This is a genomic window from Pseudomonas sp. LP_7_YM (genome assembly GCF_004364435.1).
Taxonomy (GTDB): domain Bacteria; phylum Pseudomonadota; class Gammaproteobacteria; order Pseudomonadales; family Pseudomonadaceae; genus Aquipseudomonas.
Genome location: NZ_SOCT01000017.1, coordinates 39,242 through 57,298, shown reverse-complemented (window position 1 = coordinate 57,298; position 18,057 = coordinate 39,242). Strand labels below are relative to the sequence as shown.

Below are 18,057 nucleotides of genomic sequence, written 5' to 3'. Positions count from 1 at the left end.
TTCCGGGCACGTCGACTGGACGGATTGGTCGACCAACCTGGGCGTGGACGCAAGTCGTCTTTGCCTGAGGAAACGGTTCGCCGGGTCTTGGAACAAGTCACCCGACCCCGCATCGGAGAGCCGCGCTGGAGCTGTCGGAGCATGGCAAGGGCAGCGGGAATTTCCTCGACCACCGTCCATAAACTGTGGGCTGCCAACGATTTAAAGCCTCACCTGACACGCACATTCAAGCTGTCCAACGATCCGCAGTTTGACGAGAAATTCTGGGATGTGATCGGGCTTTATCTGGCCCCACCGGATAAGGCTTTGGTGTTGTGCTGTGATGAGAAAAGCCAGGTTCAGGCGTTGGAGCGAACACAGCCGGGCTTACCTTTGGGCATCGGTCATATCCAGACTAAATCCCATGATTACACCCGTCATGGCACGGTCACGTTATTCGCCGCACTGGATTATCTCCAAGGGAAATTGATCAGCAGCATCGAGCGTCAGCACCGGCATCAAGAGTGGCTGGCCTTTCTCAAGAAGATCAATAAAGAAACGCCCAAGCACCTCCAGCTTCATCTGATCGTCGATAACTATGCGACCCACAAGCATGCTGCGGTGAAAGCCTGGCTGGCGAAGCATCCGCGTTTTCATATTCATTTCACCCCAACCTCCAGCTCCTGGATGAACATGGTTGAGCGCTTCTTTCGAGACATCACCGTGTACTTGCGCGACGGCAGTTTTGCCTCCGTGCGAGAGTTAGAAAGCTCCATCACAACGTTTATGGCGTTACGAAATGCTCGGCCGACCCGGTACGTTTGGAACGCAAAGGGAGAGGAGATTTTGAACAAAATTCAACGTGCGCGTGAGGCGCTTGAAACTGCACAAGAAAATTAAGTTATTTCGAAAACAGTACACTAGGTCAGGTTCTGTAATCTTGAGCTTACGGGCCAGAACAATTGAATGCCTGCGGTCGACGGCGTGATGCGGTTTTGGCGTCAACTTGTCATAGCCGAAGTAAGTAATTTGCTGTTCTACCGCATGCCCATCCTGCTTACGGTAGATGCGTTCCGATTCGATGTGGCAGTTGAAGCCGATCTCATCGCCTGGGTAATCAATAGCTACCGGCAAGCTGAAAGCGGTCGTTGCGTAGTTGTTCTGGCTGTAGGCTTCAAAGCTCGTGAATTGGGCTATTTGGCTGGTGGTGAACGATGTATGTTCCAGAACGGTTCCTGTAAGCGCTCCTCTAAATAAATTTTTTAAAACTGTTTCTACGATGGTAATAGCGCCGGATGACAATTGGGCAAGATCTTTAGCGACTGAGTAATGAGTGTAATTGTTGAAATAGGTCCACTCAGTCACATTGTCGCCGCGAGCAAGGGAAATCAGATTACCCTCGACATCAAATTCGGCGACGGTGTTGTCTACAGGTTGGCCATCGATATGATGGCTAGTATGGAGTACTGCTACGTTGCGAGACTCGTCAGCCTGCAGATCGTACTGGACAGTGGAAATCGATTCTCCTATTTGAACGGTTTGCTTGCGCAGCTGATTATCAACGATTTCGAAGAGCGTCCTCGATAAGGTAGCATCGCCCTTGCTCAAAACAACGGTGGTGCCCTTCTCGTCATAGGTATAGGTTTTTCTCAATTCAATGCTGCTATTCTGTGATTGAACGCTGTAGCTTGATATTTTTTCAGCATGGTAAGTAAGTGACTCTCTGCTCTCGCGAGTAAAGTTGTCCGAATAACGGGTTTCGCATGAAACGGTTTGAATTTTATTATCACCAATCTGTATTTTGTAGATCATCTTTTCTGCTATCGGATCACTGCCCGTGATAATGATATTTACACTGTTAGCCGAATACACGCATTCATAAGTGATTTGCTCGTCGCTGTCTGGAAAGAGTACCAGATCCTTCAGTTCCGCCCTGTTATCATCTCTAATCCAACTCGCGGTCAGCAGCGTGCCGGCGGCATCCGCGATTCTGACAATTCTTGGGTGTTTCTCCTTTGATTCCCAAGTGAATGTCAGCCCCAGTCCGGACGGTTGCAGCAACTCCGTCATCAGGACGTTATCCTGGCCGGCTTTAAACGCCTCGCCCGCGCATTCGAACACTTGGGCCATGCCGTTCTTATGCAGAATGGACACGAATTGATCGGCAAGCGGTTTGCTTTGAAAATCACTGGAGCCCTCGGGAAAAGCCTTGCGGCGCTTGGTCAGTAACGGCGATGCATCAACAACGTAGTTCGGCCCCACCGTTCTGTCGTTTGTGCGGCTGGAAAGCTTGGCGTTAATGGTGTGGCCCTGATAAAGAGGGACGTCAATCAGATCCACACCGGTGCTTGGATAGTTATGTCCCCCAGTCCCTGCCCAGCGACCGTGGTCAAAGATATTCAGAGTGAGTCTGCCGTCATCGGCATCGAGACCAGCGGTAATATTGAGTTCAAAGGGCGCGCCTCCACCTTGCTCCAGAAAGTGCCTGACAGGCAGGCGGAACACTCCTTGTCCGGTGTGCTCGTTGATGACGATACAACTTGGGCCTGCCGCATGATCAACGCTTTCCTGGCCCAAAGCTTTATCGTCTGTTGAAGAAGGGGCCTCCGGTATATCAATGTCGTTCAGGACGTATAGTTTTAATATTTCGAAGATGTAAATGCTCTTGCTTTCTACTTGCCTAGCATACGTCAACAAACCAAAGTGCGGTTTCAGCGCGGAGTACGTTTCTCGAGTTTGCCCTTCGCTATGCAAAGTTAATTGCCAGCTTGCCTTTCCTGAAAGGCTACTTTTTATTTCTTCAATTCGCTCAACATTGCCATAAAAATAACCGTCTTCTTCTACCTCTATCAGCACCGGTCCAGAGGGTAGTGGAAGGAAGTGTATGTCATCGGATTTGACTGCTTTTGCGCCGTCTTCAAGTAGGCGTTTCACCTGTGCCGGTTCTTCGGATTTTTTTTTATCCAGCTCCGGGATGCTTTTGATTTTCTGATAGTCAAACTTTTGCGTCTCAGGTGTACCGAGGTGAATTTCATTTCCAAAGATCCCGTTAAAAATTCCTTCGTTACTGTCAACGGTAATGGAATCTCCCGGTGTGAGAAATTTTCTAATATCGTGTTTTGTATAATTCATTATGGTGTCCGTTTGTTGGGGTAAGTATTGAGTTAAAACTTCAACGTATAATACTTGCTAGCTGGGTGTTCATCTGAATGGTGCTGCTGTATCAGCAGCAATCAATACGTCTATAAGCAGCTAGCGCCTGAATATATTCGAGCGCGGCATCTATGTATTTATCTTGCTTTTTGCTTTTGCTATGGGTTATTGGTTCGGTTATGAATTTGCTGGAGTGATGAGTATAAGGAGCACTGCTCCGGTGAGTAATTGACCGCCTCAGTTCAAAGACTAGCAGCGTCGACAGCGTATGGAGAGAAATGGCCAGACGGATTAGCAATAATGTGTATAGCCAATCGCTATAGGGCCAAAGTGCGCTGTCCCATTGTGGAAATAACGCACGAAAAGCCGCCGGCGATGTATCGTCGGCAGCTGTGTGATTGGTACTTGAAGTTAATACGTGGCGGCAGTGCCCTGTAAGGCTTCGGCGTAATATTTCCCAAGTGAGCGTGGTGAAAGCTGTCGTCTCCCAGGGTTTTGCTTTGCGGCGAACGACCGAATGGCCCTAGAATCCAGCGTCAGCGTTATCGCTCAACCGAAGCCAACATCGCATCCACTCCAAGGGCCCGGATGCTTTCAGCCGCCGCTTCCGCCAGGCCGCCGACGCAGGAACGGTTTGGGTGGTCCAGCAGGCCGCCGGTGTGAATCACATCCACATGGGTCGCATCTGCCAGCGCATTGACCACGCCGAAGTCGTTGGTGACCACCGTCATGCCTGATAGCGCGACAATGTACGGCACGATTCCAACGTGCTGGTGCCGGCATCCAGATACACCGTCATCTTCGGGTGCAGCAGCCCGGCGGCCAGTTCCGCCATGTGCTTGTGCGGCAGTTCGATGACCGCCTTGGACTGATGGGCTAGGCTCGCTATGAACCTGACTGGTGATATGCACGCCACCGGTCACCGAATAAGCGCGGCCACTCTGTTCGCGCAAGGCAATGTCTTCTTCGCTGGACATTCAGGCTCCTGGGGCATTGGCACGCTTTCACGGTGGCTGGCATCTTAGCCAATCATTCGCGTTGTAGCAGCACTCAAGATGGCGCCGCAAAATGGGTGGCTGCATTGCGATGCGTTAAATCCATCTATCCTTCGCGACGCGCAGGCCACTGGCCGATCCGCCGAGGTCGTGGGCGGCTCGCTTACACGCCATGTCGAAGAACCTTTCGCTGCGCGGTGGCTCTTAGCTGTAGGCAGGTAATGCCCGAAATGCTTCTGATGAAGTTCAAAATTCAAAAGGATGATGCAAATGACCGTTGCTTTCTGGTGCGTGTTGATCGTGATTCTGTTGCCGCTGGTGTGCACCTCGATTGCCAAGTTCAGCAGCGGCAAGTTCGGGTCCCGGCAAAACCACAACCCGCGGGATTTCCTCGATAAGCTCGAAGGTCTGCCGCGCCGTGCCCATGCTGCGCAACAGAACAGTTTCGAAGCGATTCCCGGATTTGCCGCCGGGGTGATCATCGCCCACGTGGCAGGGGGCGCGCAGTTGGTGACCATCGACGTGCTGGCGGTGTTGTTCGTCACCAGCCGCCTGCTGTACATCATCTTCTATCTGGCGGATCTCGCGGCGCTGCGCTCGCTGGTATGGTTCATCGGCCTGGCGCTGGTGGTTGCGTTGTTTGGCGTTTCCGTCTGATCGTTCGGTCATTGGTTTTCATGGCGCAGGTTCAGGCGATCCATTTTTTTAGCGTGGGGATGCCGCGCCCTCCAAGAGCGTTGCCGTGAAAAGATCGCTGAGCAGTTCGTGGTTAAAGGTCACAGGGATGGTGCTGGTCGCCGGTTTGACGCTTGTCGCCTGCGGTGGAGTCGACCCTGATTCGCCGTTGGGCCAGCGCAAGGCCATCTTCAAGCAGATGCTCAAGACCAGTGAGGACACCGGCGGCATGTTGCGCGGCCGCTTGCCGTTCGACGGCGCCAGGTTCGCCGAAGGTGCAGTCAGGCTCGACGCACTTTCGCACGAACCGTGGAAGCATTTCCCTGCGGTGAAAGAGGCCGAGCACACAAGCGCCAAGGACGCCGTCTGGCAACGGCAGGCGCGGTTTCAGGAATTGGCTCGGGCGCTGGAGGCCCGAACCGGCGAACTGGTGCTAGCCACGCAGCAATCGCAGTTGAGCCCGGCAAACATGATCGCGCCGATGAACAACGTCGAAGATGCGTGCGATGCGTGTCACAAGGAGTTTCGGAATCACTGACGCTTGGCCGTTCAGGTAAACGTTATTCGTCATCTTCATCGGGCTGTAATTGCTCCAGCTTCTGCTGTTCGTCCTGCAATTCCTTGCGCGATTCGGCCAGCTTGTCCTTACGCTTGTTGATCTTGTCCGGATCGCCTTTTTTCATGGCCTTGTCCAGATCGGACTGCCGGGTGCTGACCTCGCGCTTGGCGTCGAGCACTTTCTTTTCCTGCTCCTTGAGCAGGCTGGCCTCGGTACAGTTGGCGGTGACTTCGCTCAATGCTTTTTCCAGCCCGGCCTGTTGATCGCTGTTGCCTGCGGTCTTGGCCTGTTCGATCCTGGCGCTGATGTCCTGCCGTTTGGCCGCACAGCCGCTCGGCTCGGGCGCAGAGTCGGCGGCAAGTGCGCAGGCCGTAAAGAGGCTCAATGCGGTGAACACCATCGCTGGTGAGAAGAACTTCATGATGACTCCTTAAAAAAACAGATAACCCGGACCGTCGATACGTCGTCCGGGGTAACAATGACTAAAACCCCTTGATGCCTTGCTCTCGCAATTGCCTGCTCAGCAACTGCACAGGCGGGTCCTGAAAAAATGCATATAACTGCCGGGCACGACCGGGACCTATGCCGGGCTCGGCTTGCCAGTCATCGATATTGCGAGCCGATAACGCCGCCCATGAATCACCCAGATCCGCACCGGCGGTAGGCGGTAAACCGAGGGCTTTGAGCCAGGTTTCGAACGATTGTTCGCGCGCCCCCTGAAAAGTCTCCGACAGTCTAGACCCGCTCAGCTCACCAAGGCCGGGAATATTACGCAGCTGTGCAGCGTCCAGCCGCATCCAGTCAAGCAAACCCTCAACCACGCCGGCTTTGATCAGCTTGTCCCAGGTGCCGGGTCCCACGCCGCTCAGAGCCAGGCCTTTCTTGCTGCCGAGCCATTTCAAGCGTTCCCGGAACTGGCCTTCGCAGCCCTCGGTGGGCTGCCAGCAACTGAGCGGGTGGTAGTCTGCCGCATGGGGTACAGGTAACGGCATACGGTCGACACTTCGTGTGACAACTTCGTCCAGTCGCGCAATGGTCAGGCCGGCCAGGCTGATGCTCACCTGATCACCAGGACGAATGTCCATCTTTTGCCAGCGCTTGAGCGATCCCACACTGACGCGGCTGATCTTCCGATCATCCAGCCGCACCGGCGCGAGATCCAGCACGGGCGTTATTTTGCCGCTGCGGCCCACGTTGAAGTTCACTCTGCGCACGTCGGCCAGCACCCGCGCGAAGGGGTATTTCCATGCGGCGATCCAGTACGGCGCTTTCGCCTGCCAGCGCTGCGTCGGCGGGCGCTCGCCCTGGCGGATCACCACGCCATCGGTGGCGAATGGCAATGGATGGGTGTACCAGTGTTCCCGCCAGTTTTTGGCTTGGGCAAAGCCCTGCATCGGTTCGCTGAAACGCAGACTGTCTTCAAAGCCCAACGCCCGCAGGCTGGCCAGGCGCTCGCGCATGGTTGCAGGCCCGTCCGGCCAATCCCAGACAAACAGGCCAAGCTGCGCACCCTCGTCTTCGTTGATGGTATTGCGCGCAAGCAACCCCGCTGCCTTACTGCGAGCGTTCAGACTTCCTGCCTTCGCCTGTACATGGTCCGACAGCCGCCAGTACAGCTCGCCCTGCAGCACCAGGGTGTTTTCCCAGGCGATATGCCGAGGAATCGCCTCAATCTGATGAGCATGTCTGGTCCAGTCCTGCCCCTTGACCCCATCACCGCGACTGATCGCCTGCACCAGCTTGCCTTTGTCATAAACCAGCGTGACTGCCACACCATCGACCTTGGGCTGAATCCACACGTCCTTTCGTCCCTTGAGCCAGGACCGTACGGCGACTTCGTCCGGCAACTTGTTCAGGCCGGTATGAGGAATCGGGTGAGGAACCGGGCCGCCAGCGGTTTTCAGCGGGTTGTCGACCCTTTCAGGTGGCGTGGCAAAACAGGTACGCAGGTATTTGAGGCGCTGGCGCGATTGGTCGTATAGCTCGTCCGCCACCTGCGACACACCCAAGCGGTGGTAGCTGTCGTCCCATTGTTCGATTTGCGCCTGGTGCAGAGCGATCTCGCTGCGGGCTTTTACCGGTGACCAGTCAGGACAGGTTTGAGCCCCGGCCAAGCTAGACGTGGCGGCGAACAAAGTGAAAGCGGTCCAGCGGAGGGAGAGGGGCATTTGAGCGTCCTTGCCTGGGGATAAGCGAGCAAGGCTAAGCCGTGCCAACGCAACATTCCCGTCTGCGTGGTTACCGCATTTGTCGATGGCTGATCCACTGTTCGCGCATGGCAACATGCCTGCATTGAAGCCTCTGGACGCCGCGAAACGTACTGCTTTCTGCCCTCGTATGACCATCCGTCACTCTCGGCGAACTCTGTGTGTTTCTCCTTGCTCAATCCTTTGTAACGAGTGTGTTGTCCGGTACGAACCGCGACGGTAACCCGACCGTATCCAGATGCCGTGCGCGCCTTTTCTTTAGATGGAAGATGGTGAATGACATGCCTACTACGTACGAGACCTCCCAAGGCGAAGAACGCCGGACACCACCCCCCTCCGAGCACTTACAGGACCTGCAGGATGACGCCCAGGCCCTGTTGAATACCGCTCGCGAGCAAGGTTCGGCCAAGCTCGACGAATACCGCGGCACCGCAGCCGACCAGCTCGAAAGCCTGGCCCAGACTGCGCAATCGGCCGCCGAGCAGATGCAGGACAAAGACACGTTGGGCCTCTCGAACTACGTGACCGATGCAGCGCAAAGCCTGACCACGCTGGCTGACAACCTGCGCAGCAAAAGCGCCGAAGAACTGTTGCAGCAGACCGGGCAGCTGGCTCGCGACAATCCGGCGTTGTTCCTGGCAGGCAGCATTGCGCTGGGCTTCGGTCTGTCACGCTTCTTGCGAGCTTCTAAACCCGACATCAACGCAAGTGCAAGCCGAACCCGCGACAACGATTTCCAGCAGGGCGGCGCCTGGGGGCGTAATGAACCCGGACACGCCGCAGGTCCGCAGGGCACTGACGATGGGTTTACCGCAAGTAGTGCGGATGGGCATCACAGTAGCCAGCCAGGGACGGCGAACCCCGCGCAGAGTCAGTCCTCTGCGACCGCAGGGACCACTGAACCGGGTATCAAGCCTTCTGGCGCAGAACTGGGCAGTTTCGAGAGCAGCGCTCACCCCGCAGCTTCCGCCTCTGATGAGCATTCGCACAGCGTCATTCCTATACAGCCCACGCCGAAACGTGAAGGGGAACTGTGATGGCCGTTAATTCTGATCTGCCCCCTCGCGAGGGCGTTGAAGGCGATACCTCGGTGCTGGGCCTGATTCGTCAGCTGGCTCACGAAGTACCGGTATTGGTCGGCAAGGAACTGGCGCTGGCAAAGGCTGAGATACGCGCCTCAATCGAAACCACCAAGGCGGGTGTAAGTGCGGTCGCAGGCGGTGCGGTGGTTATGCTCGCCGGGCTGGTGATTTTGCTGATGGCAGCGGTGTATGCCTTGGCAATGGTCCTGGCGCCGTGGCTGGCTGCACTGATCGTGGGCGTCGTGGCGATGCTGGTTGGCTATTTGATGATCAAGGCCGGCAAGAAGCAGTTCGAACCCTCCCATTTCACGCCCGAACGCACCATGAATTCCTTGCATAAAGACAAGGAAGCTATTCAGAGGAAAGTCTGATGAACAACGACAACAGTTTCGCTAATCAAGACAGTCTCGACAGCACAACCCGGTTCGAAGCCGATTCGCAAAAGACTCCTGAAGAACTGGAGCTGGAGATCGATCAACGCAGGGCCAGTATCGGCAGTTTGGTGGACGCTCTGGAAAGCAAGCTCTCACCGGGGCAGATGGTCGACCAGGCGCTGGCTTATGCCAAAGGCAACGGCGGGGAGTTTTTCACCAATCTGGGCAATACCGTCAAAGCCAATCCTTTACCGACCGTTCTCACTTCGGTGGGCCTGCTATGGCTGGCGCTGGGGCAAAATCGCAAGCCTGCTAGCGATGAAGGCTCAGTGTTTGGCGGGCTTGCTGATCGCGCCAGCGGTATCGCCGAACAGGTGGGTGACACCTTTGGCAATGCCAAGGCACGGGTTCAGGAAACCGCTGCCAAAATGAAGGCCAAAGCCAGTCACGTGTCCGATCAGGCCAGTGGTTTGGGCGACAGTGTCAGTGACCTCGGGCACCGTGCTCAGGATGGCTTGTCCGACGCCAACGCCCGCCTGCACTCGGGTGCACAACAGGCAGGCGAAACCCTGCGCCGCCAGGGGCAAAATCTGCAGTCCAGCCTGACTTACATGCTGCGCGAGCAACCCTTGGCAGTTGCCGCCATCGGCGTCGCGTTGGGTGCCGCACTTGGCGCCGCACTGCCTGCCACGGAGAAGGAAAACCAGCTCATGGGCGCCGCCAGCGACAAGGTGACCGGCCGGGTCAAAGACTTGGCGACCGACACCTATAGCAAGGCCAGCGACATGGGCAAGGATTTCGTCGATAACGTGAAGTCCCAAGCCGCTGCTCAACCGCCGAAACCGGAGGCTGGCAGCGACGCGCCGCCCAACGCGTCGGCGGTTTGATAGCAGTGTCGATAAGGCCGCCTTCCAAGAGGCGGCCTTTATTTTTGAGCGTTCGCGAGCGGTACAGTCCTTCTGTATTTCGCTGCACAGCTGTCTCTTGAGCTCATTCAAACGGCGTGCAAAATGGTGCCTTAATCCTGTGCCTGAAAAGACGCCCAGCAATGGACCTCTCGACCCTCGCCGTTTTCATCCTCGCGGGCTTGTTGGCCGGTGCTGCGTCGTTTTTGCTGGTGGCACGGCGCGCATAACGAAAAAAAACCCTGCTGATCGTCATCGGCAGGGGTTCGGCAAGCGTGCTTTGGGCCGAAAGCGGGCCGCATCAGGTTTTGATGTCTTTACGCAACGTTGTGATTTTATCGACCAGGGCGCTGTCACCGGGCTGCGCGGTGTACACCAGATTGAGTTGGATGTCTGTGACGACCGATTCCCCGTTCGCGTTTATCAGCGACTTGGCGAACTCACTGCCGGGCACCTGCAACTGCCAGTCCGAAATGGCGCCTGTGCCCTCGAACGGCAAGTAACGACCGTCATGAAACATCAGTTCGTACACCCATTCATTCGGCCCAAAGCCCAAGCCGTCTTCCAACGTCGAGGACGACAGGGCGATCTGTTGCTGGGCGCGCAGGTTGCGCTTGATGCTGGCCGGCGATGTGGCGGTCGGTGTGTACAGGTACTCCGCGCCCGCGCTCTCTGGTTTGACGAGCGTGGTGTTGCTGGTCTGGGTGAGGATGGCGGACAGCCCGTTTAACACCGCGCCGGACGCCAGAACGAATGACACCGACACGTGCTTGATCTGCCGCAGATAATGGCCCGGATAATCCTTGTCAAAATCTTCGGCTTTGAAGCTGAACACCAATGGCTCTCTTGCAGCGAGCTTTTTCACTGCCTCCTGCCATTTCCCCGAAAGGGCCTGCTTGAGGCTGAACGTGCGCTTGATCGTCAGCCGTCGTTCGTTGGCCAGCAAATAAGCGTTTTCCATTTCCTGAAGATCGACCAGCAGCGATTCCCCGGCCAGCATGCCTTTGTACGAATCATTCCAGCCCCGAGTCTTGATGAAGGCCTCATGGGTGTAATCGCCGATCTCGTAACGCCAGGCGGCCTCCAGGCCCAGGCACAGGGACAGCACGGCGTCGTACGCCGCGCCATACATCAGTTCCTGGCGGGAAACCAGCCAGTTGTAGATCGGAATAATGACGAAGCCAGTGGTCATGACCTCGTAAGCTTCTTCCAGGTTGGCGCGTTCTTGTCGTGCTTGTGCAAGGCTGATATTGGCAGCGTTGAGTTCGATGTTCGCCTCGGCGATTTGTTGATCGATCATCTGCATGTCCCACTGCGCCTGTTGCAGCTCAAAGTCCCATTCCGAGGCACGTCGCTCGTAGTCGGACTCAAGCAATAGCTGTTCTGATGCGAATTCGGCGATATCGCCCACAATACGGAACGTTGAAGCCATCCGCGCGCTGCCCCCTCCCGGGTGCGAGCCCCCGAAGGCCATGCCAAAAATGGTCGGAATATATTCCTGAATAGCAGCAACAGCCTCCAAAGGCACCGCTGTGGCATTGGACATCCTGGAGGCAATGGCCAGCCCGGTTGCCGCTTCCTCCATGGGCGATTTACCTTCGTCCAGAAGCGCCTGAAGCCGAGCTTTCCTGGCTTGCACCGCGCTGCGGCCCAGCTCCAGGGTGCGCTTGCCGGCTTGCACCGCATTGATCGCTTCCTGCTGCAGCTTCAACGTGAAATCGCAGAGCCTTATTTCCTGTGCCGTGAGCAAGGTGCTGAGCGTGACCTCGGACTCGTCTTCCATCAGCTTCATGTAGTGCCGGCCAAAATCCGCCAACTGGCGGGCAGCGGTACGGGCGGTAGGCAACAGCTGGCGGAAGCGGTACGCCGGGATCGCCGCGCGTTCGCTGTTGTAGCTACCGGCGACAAGGCTCACGGCCCCGCGGGCAGAGGCGAATGGGTCTGCGCCTTCACCTGCCCAGCCCAGATTGGGCAAGGTCTTGCCGTTGATCGTCAGGCCGTGACGCAGGTTATACAGGCGGTTTTCCAGGGTGTTCCTGATGCCTGTTACCCGCTGATTGATCGGAACGCGGAAGTGACCGGCAGTCACCGTGGACAGCGACAGTGGACTCCAGCGAGACACAGCCGTGCGTTCCGGCAAAGGCCCTACCAATTTCATGGCCTGTTGGTAACACAACCAGGCATGGTTCAGGCCGCTCAAGGTGAGCTGGCGGTAATAATGATCGCCTTGCTGTTGCCAGTTCTCCACCAGCGCCAGAAAAACCGACTGCCTGTAATAGCGAGACAGTGTGAAGGCGCGCGACGTTGGGTCCACCGGTTTGAGCAGCTCGGAGTTGAGTGAGCCTACCTCTGCCAGGGGGCGGGTATTCCAATGAGCGGGCCGCCCGGCCTGGTCCGGCTGCGCCCGGTAAGGATCGAACAGGTAGCGCAGGTACCAGACTTCTGCGTCTTCGAACTGTTGCTGTTCGGTGAGCCGAGTGGCGATGAGCGCGGGCAGGTGCAGGAACAGTTCGCGGAAATACAGGCCATTGGCGCCATGAAAGTCCACGGGCGGGTTGGTATTGGCAGCGTCAATGGTCGGCTCCTGCAGTTTCTGCGTCTCCCAGCCAAGGGCGCGTTCGATACTCTCTGTGGCGCGGGCGACCAGTTGTTTGCCGAACAGGGTATTAAGACGCACCTTGTCAGAGGCGAGTTTTGGTGCGTCATTCGAGACCGAGCTCAGGTCAAGGTACTGTGCTTGCTCGTCGTTGTTGATTATCGAGATGTGCCATGATTCGTCGATCACTTGTTCAGAAAGGTTGTAGGTATACTCCATGGTAAATATTCGGCTATCAAGCACGTAAATGAGTTCGAATGTATAGGTGCCAAGTTCTGTGAGTTCATGTTCATATTCATATTCACCTTTAAATTCATTTTCATTTTCATTTTCATAGGCTGACGATGTTTGTGAACTAGGCTTTACTATAATAGTGTGTATTTGGTCGCCGGGTCCTTTAATCGATATTTTAATATTTCGGATTTTTAGTTCGTACGCTTCATTAAAAGACCGGGTGAGGCTGATGGTCTTGCGAGCAGTGCTTAATAGTGTGGCTTTGAATTTGAAAGCGTCTGCGATAAATGCACTCGGTTTGGAGACTTTTAGACCGTTTATATTGATCGCCGTCTGCTTGAGTATCAGCGGTCGACCGTTATAGATATGTTGAATGGTTCTAATGTCTTGATAAGAGTTGTAGGCGGTGGTTGCCAGTTTTTTTTGTTCTGTATCCTTGAGTTTTTTACGCTCAAGTAATAACAGATCACGCATTTCGATAAAGTAATCCTTACCCTCATCGCCTAGTGAGTATTGGCCTTTTTCATTTTTATTACAGTCATATAGAATCACCGTCAGCCATGGATCTAACGGTCTATCTTCCACATTCACGAACGCAATCAGACCGGGTATATAGTTCTCGTCCTTAAGGTAATGGCTGTCCGTATCCTCTACGCGCTTGCCGTTTTTAGTACCATCCAGACTCATGAGTTCATTGGCGGGGCTCCAGAACCCATCACTTTGTCGATAAACATATTGAACCGATATCTTTCTCTTACCCGCAAGGGTCTGATTATTGCCCTTGTTGCTGGGCAAGTCAGTCGTGCTCCGTTCTACCCAGAACACATACGGCCTGCCAGCGATGATAACGGGGCGAATGGCATCAGACGTGTATACACTCCTACTCACCTCTTCTTGAACGGTATTTCCCTTAGCGTCTTTTACTTCTGTTCCGTTCTCGACCTTATTCTGCATCGTTATTTTCTCGTAACGACTCTGAGCAAGCTGCCCGGTGACCGGCAGGGTAATTTTCTCCCATTCGCTCCAGGCCAGCGGGCTCAGGCGCTGCTGGTCATCACGCAGGCCCATGTCCACGGACCGCCAGTAATATTCGGTGGGTGAGGTGTTGGTCTTGCCGATCAGGTAATAGGTGTCGCTTTTAGGGTCGCTGCCGTCCAGGTAACCACTGACGATATGCAGATTGCTCAGCCTCTCGAACTTGGTCAGGTAACTCAGGACCGCCGTTTGCAGCCTTTGGGTATCCAATCTGCCTTGAGAAATCTGATTGACCTCGACTTCAAGGTCCTTGAACGCAGCGCTTTTGTTGGGCCTGCTGGCGTAATAGATCAGGTTTTCCGGATGGTTGAGCTGCGCGCGCCATGCTTTCCAGGTGCCGTAGTGGCTCAGATATTGCTGCCAGTCACGTACGGTATCCAGCGCCAGACTGACCTTTTCATAGCCAGGTTCGAGGTGCGAGAACAGTCGGTAAAGGTAGTGCTGCAGGCTGGCAATAGCCTGGCTCACGGTGGCTGTCTTTCTGGCGTCGCTGCTCACCAGGACATCCGTGAGGAAGTAACTGGACAGGTCATCGAGCGCGGGCATGAACAGTTGCCGTTGCTCAGCGTAGGGCACCCAGTAACCCATCAGATAAGCTGCAAGCGCATCCCTCCACGCTTCCTGCAGGCCGTCCTCAATCACCTCACGTGCGTCATCGCTGCAGGCGCCCAGTAACATCTTTCCAGCGATGTCGATCTGTTCATAGGTCGATTGCTCGCCCAGCAACGCTATATCGCGAAGCGACTGGCACGACAGGCCGGTGATTTCGCATAGTTTTTGCAGACGCATCACCAGATCGATGTGGGTCACCGTTGAGGGGATCACCGGAATATTTTCCGTGCTCACGGGCATCAAGTTATCCTGATATTGCTCAGGTGAATAAACTTCCAGCTTTAACGGCTCTGGATTGGCTGCTTTTCTGCCACCGCTTTCTAACGACGCCTTGAACCTGGCCCATCGTTCGGGCTCGAAGCCATCGTCATATTGTTGTTGAGTGACTTTTAACGTTCCGGGGTTGTCTTTGATAAACTTCAAGAATTTATTGTATTCATTGTTGCTGTCCGCATTTGTATAGCTATTTCCATCGAGCAGGGAATGATAGTTACTAAGGAGTTGCTTGATTCCTCTGCCTGTCTTGTCAAAGTACTGTCGTTCCTCGACACTCAGCGAGTCCAGGAAATCATCAAAGGTTTTAGAGTTGACGTTGGTGTATTTTGCGAGCGTGATCGTCCGCTTGCTCTTTACATTCCTGGTGATCTTGGCCCAGATGTCAGGATGCGTCTCGGGCAAATAGTCCTGTTCGTGAACGATGATCGGCCCCGGATTTTTATCGAGAAATGCAACAAACTTCCTGTAGATCGCATTCGCGTTAGCGTACGTTTCACCGTTGTAGTGATACTTGCTGATCAGTACACCGAGCCCCTTGAGCTCTACTGCTCTGTCGCAATAATTGTAGTAGGCCCTTTCCGAGGGCAGCAGCGTTTGCAAATACGCTTCGAGTGAACTTCTGGCGACAACTTTTTGTGCAGGTGTATTGATCCTCGCATAGGGCACCGCGGCAAGCGTTTCATCTTCATCCCAATCGATAAGTTTCGCTAGCTGTTTGACGGCGTCATGAATGGCACCGGGTTCGGCACTGTCCCGCCGTTTCGACAAATAATCCAGCGCGTCTTTTTCATTGAAGTTGTTAGCCGCACAGGCGCTGATCCAGTCCCGGTAACAGGACAGCTGATACAGCAAGTCAAGGTTGAGCGGCGCTATCGGGGAAATTGCTGTGCCCGCGTCATCGGCTGGATCGCTGACCTGCTCAAGGTCAAACCACGCGGTGTGCTCTACCAAGGCTTCAAGTCCGGCAGGGCTCAAACTCAGCAAACGCACGGCCAGCGCATGTCGAGCCAGGCGGGTCCACAGCTCGAATGAGCTGTTTGGTTGCGCACCCGTGGATGTCGAGTCAGTGGCAGCGTTTGCCGGGGTGATCACCTGGTGCAGTACGTCGAGCGGTGTTTTACCCACCCATTTCAGAAGAGGCAGGGCGTATTCGGAGGTGACACCGGCGAGGCCTGTTACTCTGCCGACCGTCTGCGCAACGATGGATTTGGCCAGATCCTCTTGTTCAACCCGCCGGTTGGTCAACAGAGACGCCAGCGTCACGGCCGCCTCGTTTCGGCTCGTATCGTCACCTTCCAGCTTGCCGTTGAGCAGTGCTGTCAAGGCGGTTGAAAGTTCAGCCTCCGGCGTGAGTTCCGTGTTGATAAAACCTTTCTCGTCCAGATACCCGGCGAGCAGTTCGAGCCACGTGTCGGGGTTGGAGTCCAGCGGCTTGCTCGTCTCGGTTTTGGCACTCTTCTCGGTCGAGGATTCGACGGCAGCAGCGGTCTTGGGCTTTTTCAGTGAGGCGATGTTAACCCCCTTCAAAATCTCCTCTGTCAAACGTGATGTATTGACATTCGCCATCTGTTCTTTGAAGACCTGCTGCACTTGCTTGTCAATGGCGAGACGGTGCTCTTCGGTCTGTGCAGAGGGTGTGATTACCGCCAGTACCGCCTTGGGCGAGAACCGGTTACGGCGCAGCCATCGCTGGAGGTTCGCCAGCGCCACCAGCGCATCGAGGATGTCCGGTTGATCTGCGGCATCGCTGATATTCCCCTTACCGGCGACCGTCTTCAGAAATTGGTTATTGCTGAGGGTCAATATGGTGATCAGGCTATTGCCCTCACTGGCCGGCAATCTCAACAAGCGCGGCAGCCGGCTGAGGCGGTAGAGCGAAGACACTAATGCCAGTGTCATAGCCGGTTTGCTCAACCCATGTGCTGAAGTGGCCTGTTCAAGGTAGTTTCTGGCCAGCCGTTCTTCGGTCCCCAGTGCAAGGCACAAGCGTCCGATCGTCAACTGCGAGGCGTTATCGTCTGTGTCGTCGGCTAAATCAAGTTCACTGCCATCAATGCTCAGCCGGTCTTCGACCTCGGCCAGTTGTCGGGCACCAGGGCCGTCAAGCACGCGATCCAGAAACGGCACGTTCTCGCCCACTGCATACGGCGACACCTCATGAATGAGTGCAGCGAATTGTTCAGCGTTGATGGCGTAGATTTCGTTGAGATAACGAAACACCCCAAGCGCGCGCAGTGTGTTCTCCGTGATCTTGAAATCCCGAGTCTGGCCTTCCGCGCGCAGCGCGGACATCAGCAACAGGTCGACGTCGGCGAAGGGCAGCTTCAGTGCGTGTTGCAGATGAACGAGCTTGTGAATGCGGCCCAAGTGAGCGGCTGTCGCGCCTTTGATGGCCAGCGTAATGCCCGGACCTGCGCGTTTATCCTCCAGTGACAGCGCAGGCGCCACGCCGTTATTGATAAAGGCCGCGCCGTAGAGGTGGCCACTCGGTGCACTGCCCCGCGCAGGTTTGTAGGCGCTGGAACATTTGACGCTGGTATAGCCTTCGCTGGCATCGTCATCGACACCCGAGGTGGCAAGCAGGTCTTGAAGTTGCTCGGGTTTGAGTCCGGTTTTTTTGCAGAAAAATTCGGCATTGCTGAGTTCTTCCAGCGCAGTTTGAGCCGTTTCGGTAGTCCCGAAACGCTCGGCCAGGAATTTTTTTCCAGTGGCCGGGCTGTTATCCAGCAACAGGTTTTGCAGCTCCGGGCTGAAACCGCTCGAGGTGCGCATCACCTGTCGCAATTCTTCGGTACGCAGGTGGGCGTAACAAAAATTGGGAAAGGTATATCCCGAGGTTTGCAGCAATTCGAACAGCGGAAGTTTGTCGTGGCGCAGCACGGCCTGAATCTGCGCCAGCGGATAATGAAACGGCAGTCCAGCGGAGTACTGGGCCTGGCTGATCGCTTGTGCCAGATTGATTTCGGCTCCCGCATGACTCTGCGCCTGGCGGGTGAGGGCATTGATCGAAAGGGTCAGCGGCGGGATCTGTTTTTCCAGGCCCTCCTGATTCAGCAGCAGCTCACCGATGTCGGGCCGGCGTTGCGCCAGCGTGAAGCGTTTTTTCGATTCGCTGGTCGCTTCCAGCGCCAGTGCTTGTTGATACAGGGCGTGCAGGTAGGCGACCGGGCCACTGTTGGCTTCCAGTGCATCGGGTGCACACCGGTCGGCCAATTGCTCGGGAAAGAGCGTGGCGTAGGTGGCAGCGGCGGGCGTCTTGGTAGGGCTTGGCATGACGGATTCTTCCTTGATTCAGTAGTGCACCTAGGGCATTGCGGGTGAGCAGCACAACGCAAACGCCCACGGCGATTGATATCGCCGTGGGCGCAGCCCTGT

Annotated in this window: 10 protein-coding genes and 1 pseudogene; 6 read left to right on the top strand and 5 right to left on the bottom strand. The window is 55.6% G+C overall.

Annotation, left to right across the window (positions count from 1 at the left end; all coding sequences use genetic code 11):
- Positions 1–879 (top strand): IS630-like element ISPsy25 family transposase (locus tag EC915_RS23310; protein ID WP_133752864.1); only part of this gene is annotated, 879 nt, incomplete at its 5' end.
- Here the strand turns inward: EC915_RS23310 and EC915_RS23305 are convergent.
- Both EC915_RS23305 and EC915_RS23300 read right to left on the bottom strand, forming a co-directional pair.
- A complete protein-coding gene (locus tag EC915_RS23305) occupies positions 772–3,111 on the bottom strand; it encodes a hypothetical protein (protein ID WP_133752863.1) in 2,340 nt (779 codons plus the stop codon). The genes EC915_RS23310 and EC915_RS23305 overlap by 108 nt on opposite strands.
- A 575-nt stretch (positions 3,112–3,686) precedes the next feature.
- A pseudogene (locus tag EC915_RS23300) lies at positions 3,687–4,109 on the bottom strand (DeoR/GlpR transcriptional regulator); the annotation flags it as partial.
- A 288-nt stretch (positions 4,110–4,397) separates the two neighbouring features.
- Here EC915_RS23300 and EC915_RS23295 point away from each other — a divergent pair.
- Positions 4,398–4,784 carry an MAPEG family protein gene (locus tag EC915_RS23295; RefSeq protein WP_133752862.1) on the top strand — a complete coding sequence of 129 codons (387 nt, stop codon included), beginning with the start codon at positions 4,398–4,400 and terminating at the stop codon, positions 4,782–4,784.
- Positions 4,785–4,911: 127 nt separating this feature from the next.
- Positions 4,912–5,340, top strand: a complete 429-nt coding sequence (locus EC915_RS23290) for a cytochrome c (RefSeq protein WP_133752865.1) — start codon at positions 4,912–4,914, stop codon at positions 5,338–5,340.
- Positions 5,341–5,362: 22 nt separating this feature from the next.
- On the opposite strand, the gene EC915_RS23285 is transcribed toward EC915_RS23290, so the two are convergent.
- Together EC915_RS23285 and ligB are read right to left on the bottom strand one after the other, a co-directional pair.
- Complete coding sequence (locus EC915_RS23285) at positions 5,363–5,782, bottom strand: DUF1090 domain-containing protein (protein ID WP_133752861.1); 420 nt, start codon at positions 5,780–5,782, stop codon at positions 5,363–5,365.
- A 61-nt stretch (positions 5,783–5,843) separates the two neighbouring features.
- Positions 5,844–7,529, bottom strand: coding sequence for an NAD-dependent DNA ligase LigB (ligB, locus tag EC915_RS23280; RefSeq protein WP_133752860.1), 1,686 nt, complete (start codon positions 7,527–7,529; stop codon positions 5,844–5,846).
- Positions 7,530–7,849: 320 nt separating this feature from the next.
- Between ligB and EC915_RS23275 the strand changes: the two genes are divergently transcribed.
- The 3 genes from EC915_RS23275 to EC915_RS23265 are packed head-to-tail and all read left to right on the top strand — an operon-like array spanning position 7,850 to position 9,911.
- Positions 7,850–8,605, top strand: coding sequence for a hypothetical protein (locus EC915_RS23275; protein ID WP_177413431.1), 756 nt, complete (start codon positions 7,850–7,852; stop codon positions 8,603–8,605).
- Complete coding sequence (locus EC915_RS23270; protein WP_133752859.1) at positions 8,605–9,021, top strand: phage holin family protein; 417 nt, start codon at positions 8,605–8,607, stop codon at positions 9,019–9,021. The genes EC915_RS23275 and EC915_RS23270 overlap by 1 nt, the downstream gene beginning before the upstream one ends.
- Positions 9,021–9,911, top strand: coding sequence for a DUF3618 domain-containing protein (locus EC915_RS23265; RefSeq protein ID WP_133752858.1), 891 nt, complete (start codon positions 9,021–9,023; stop codon positions 9,909–9,911). The genes EC915_RS23270 and EC915_RS23265 overlap by 1 nt, the downstream gene beginning before the upstream one ends.
- Before the next feature lie 319 nt (positions 9,912–10,230).
- Here EC915_RS23265 and EC915_RS23260 read toward each other — a convergent pair whose 3' ends face one another.
- Complete coding sequence (locus EC915_RS23260) at positions 10,231–17,955, bottom strand: Tc toxin subunit A (protein WP_133752857.1); 7,725 nt, start codon at positions 17,953–17,955, stop codon at positions 10,231–10,233.
- Positions 17,956–18,057: the final 102 nt, after the last annotated feature.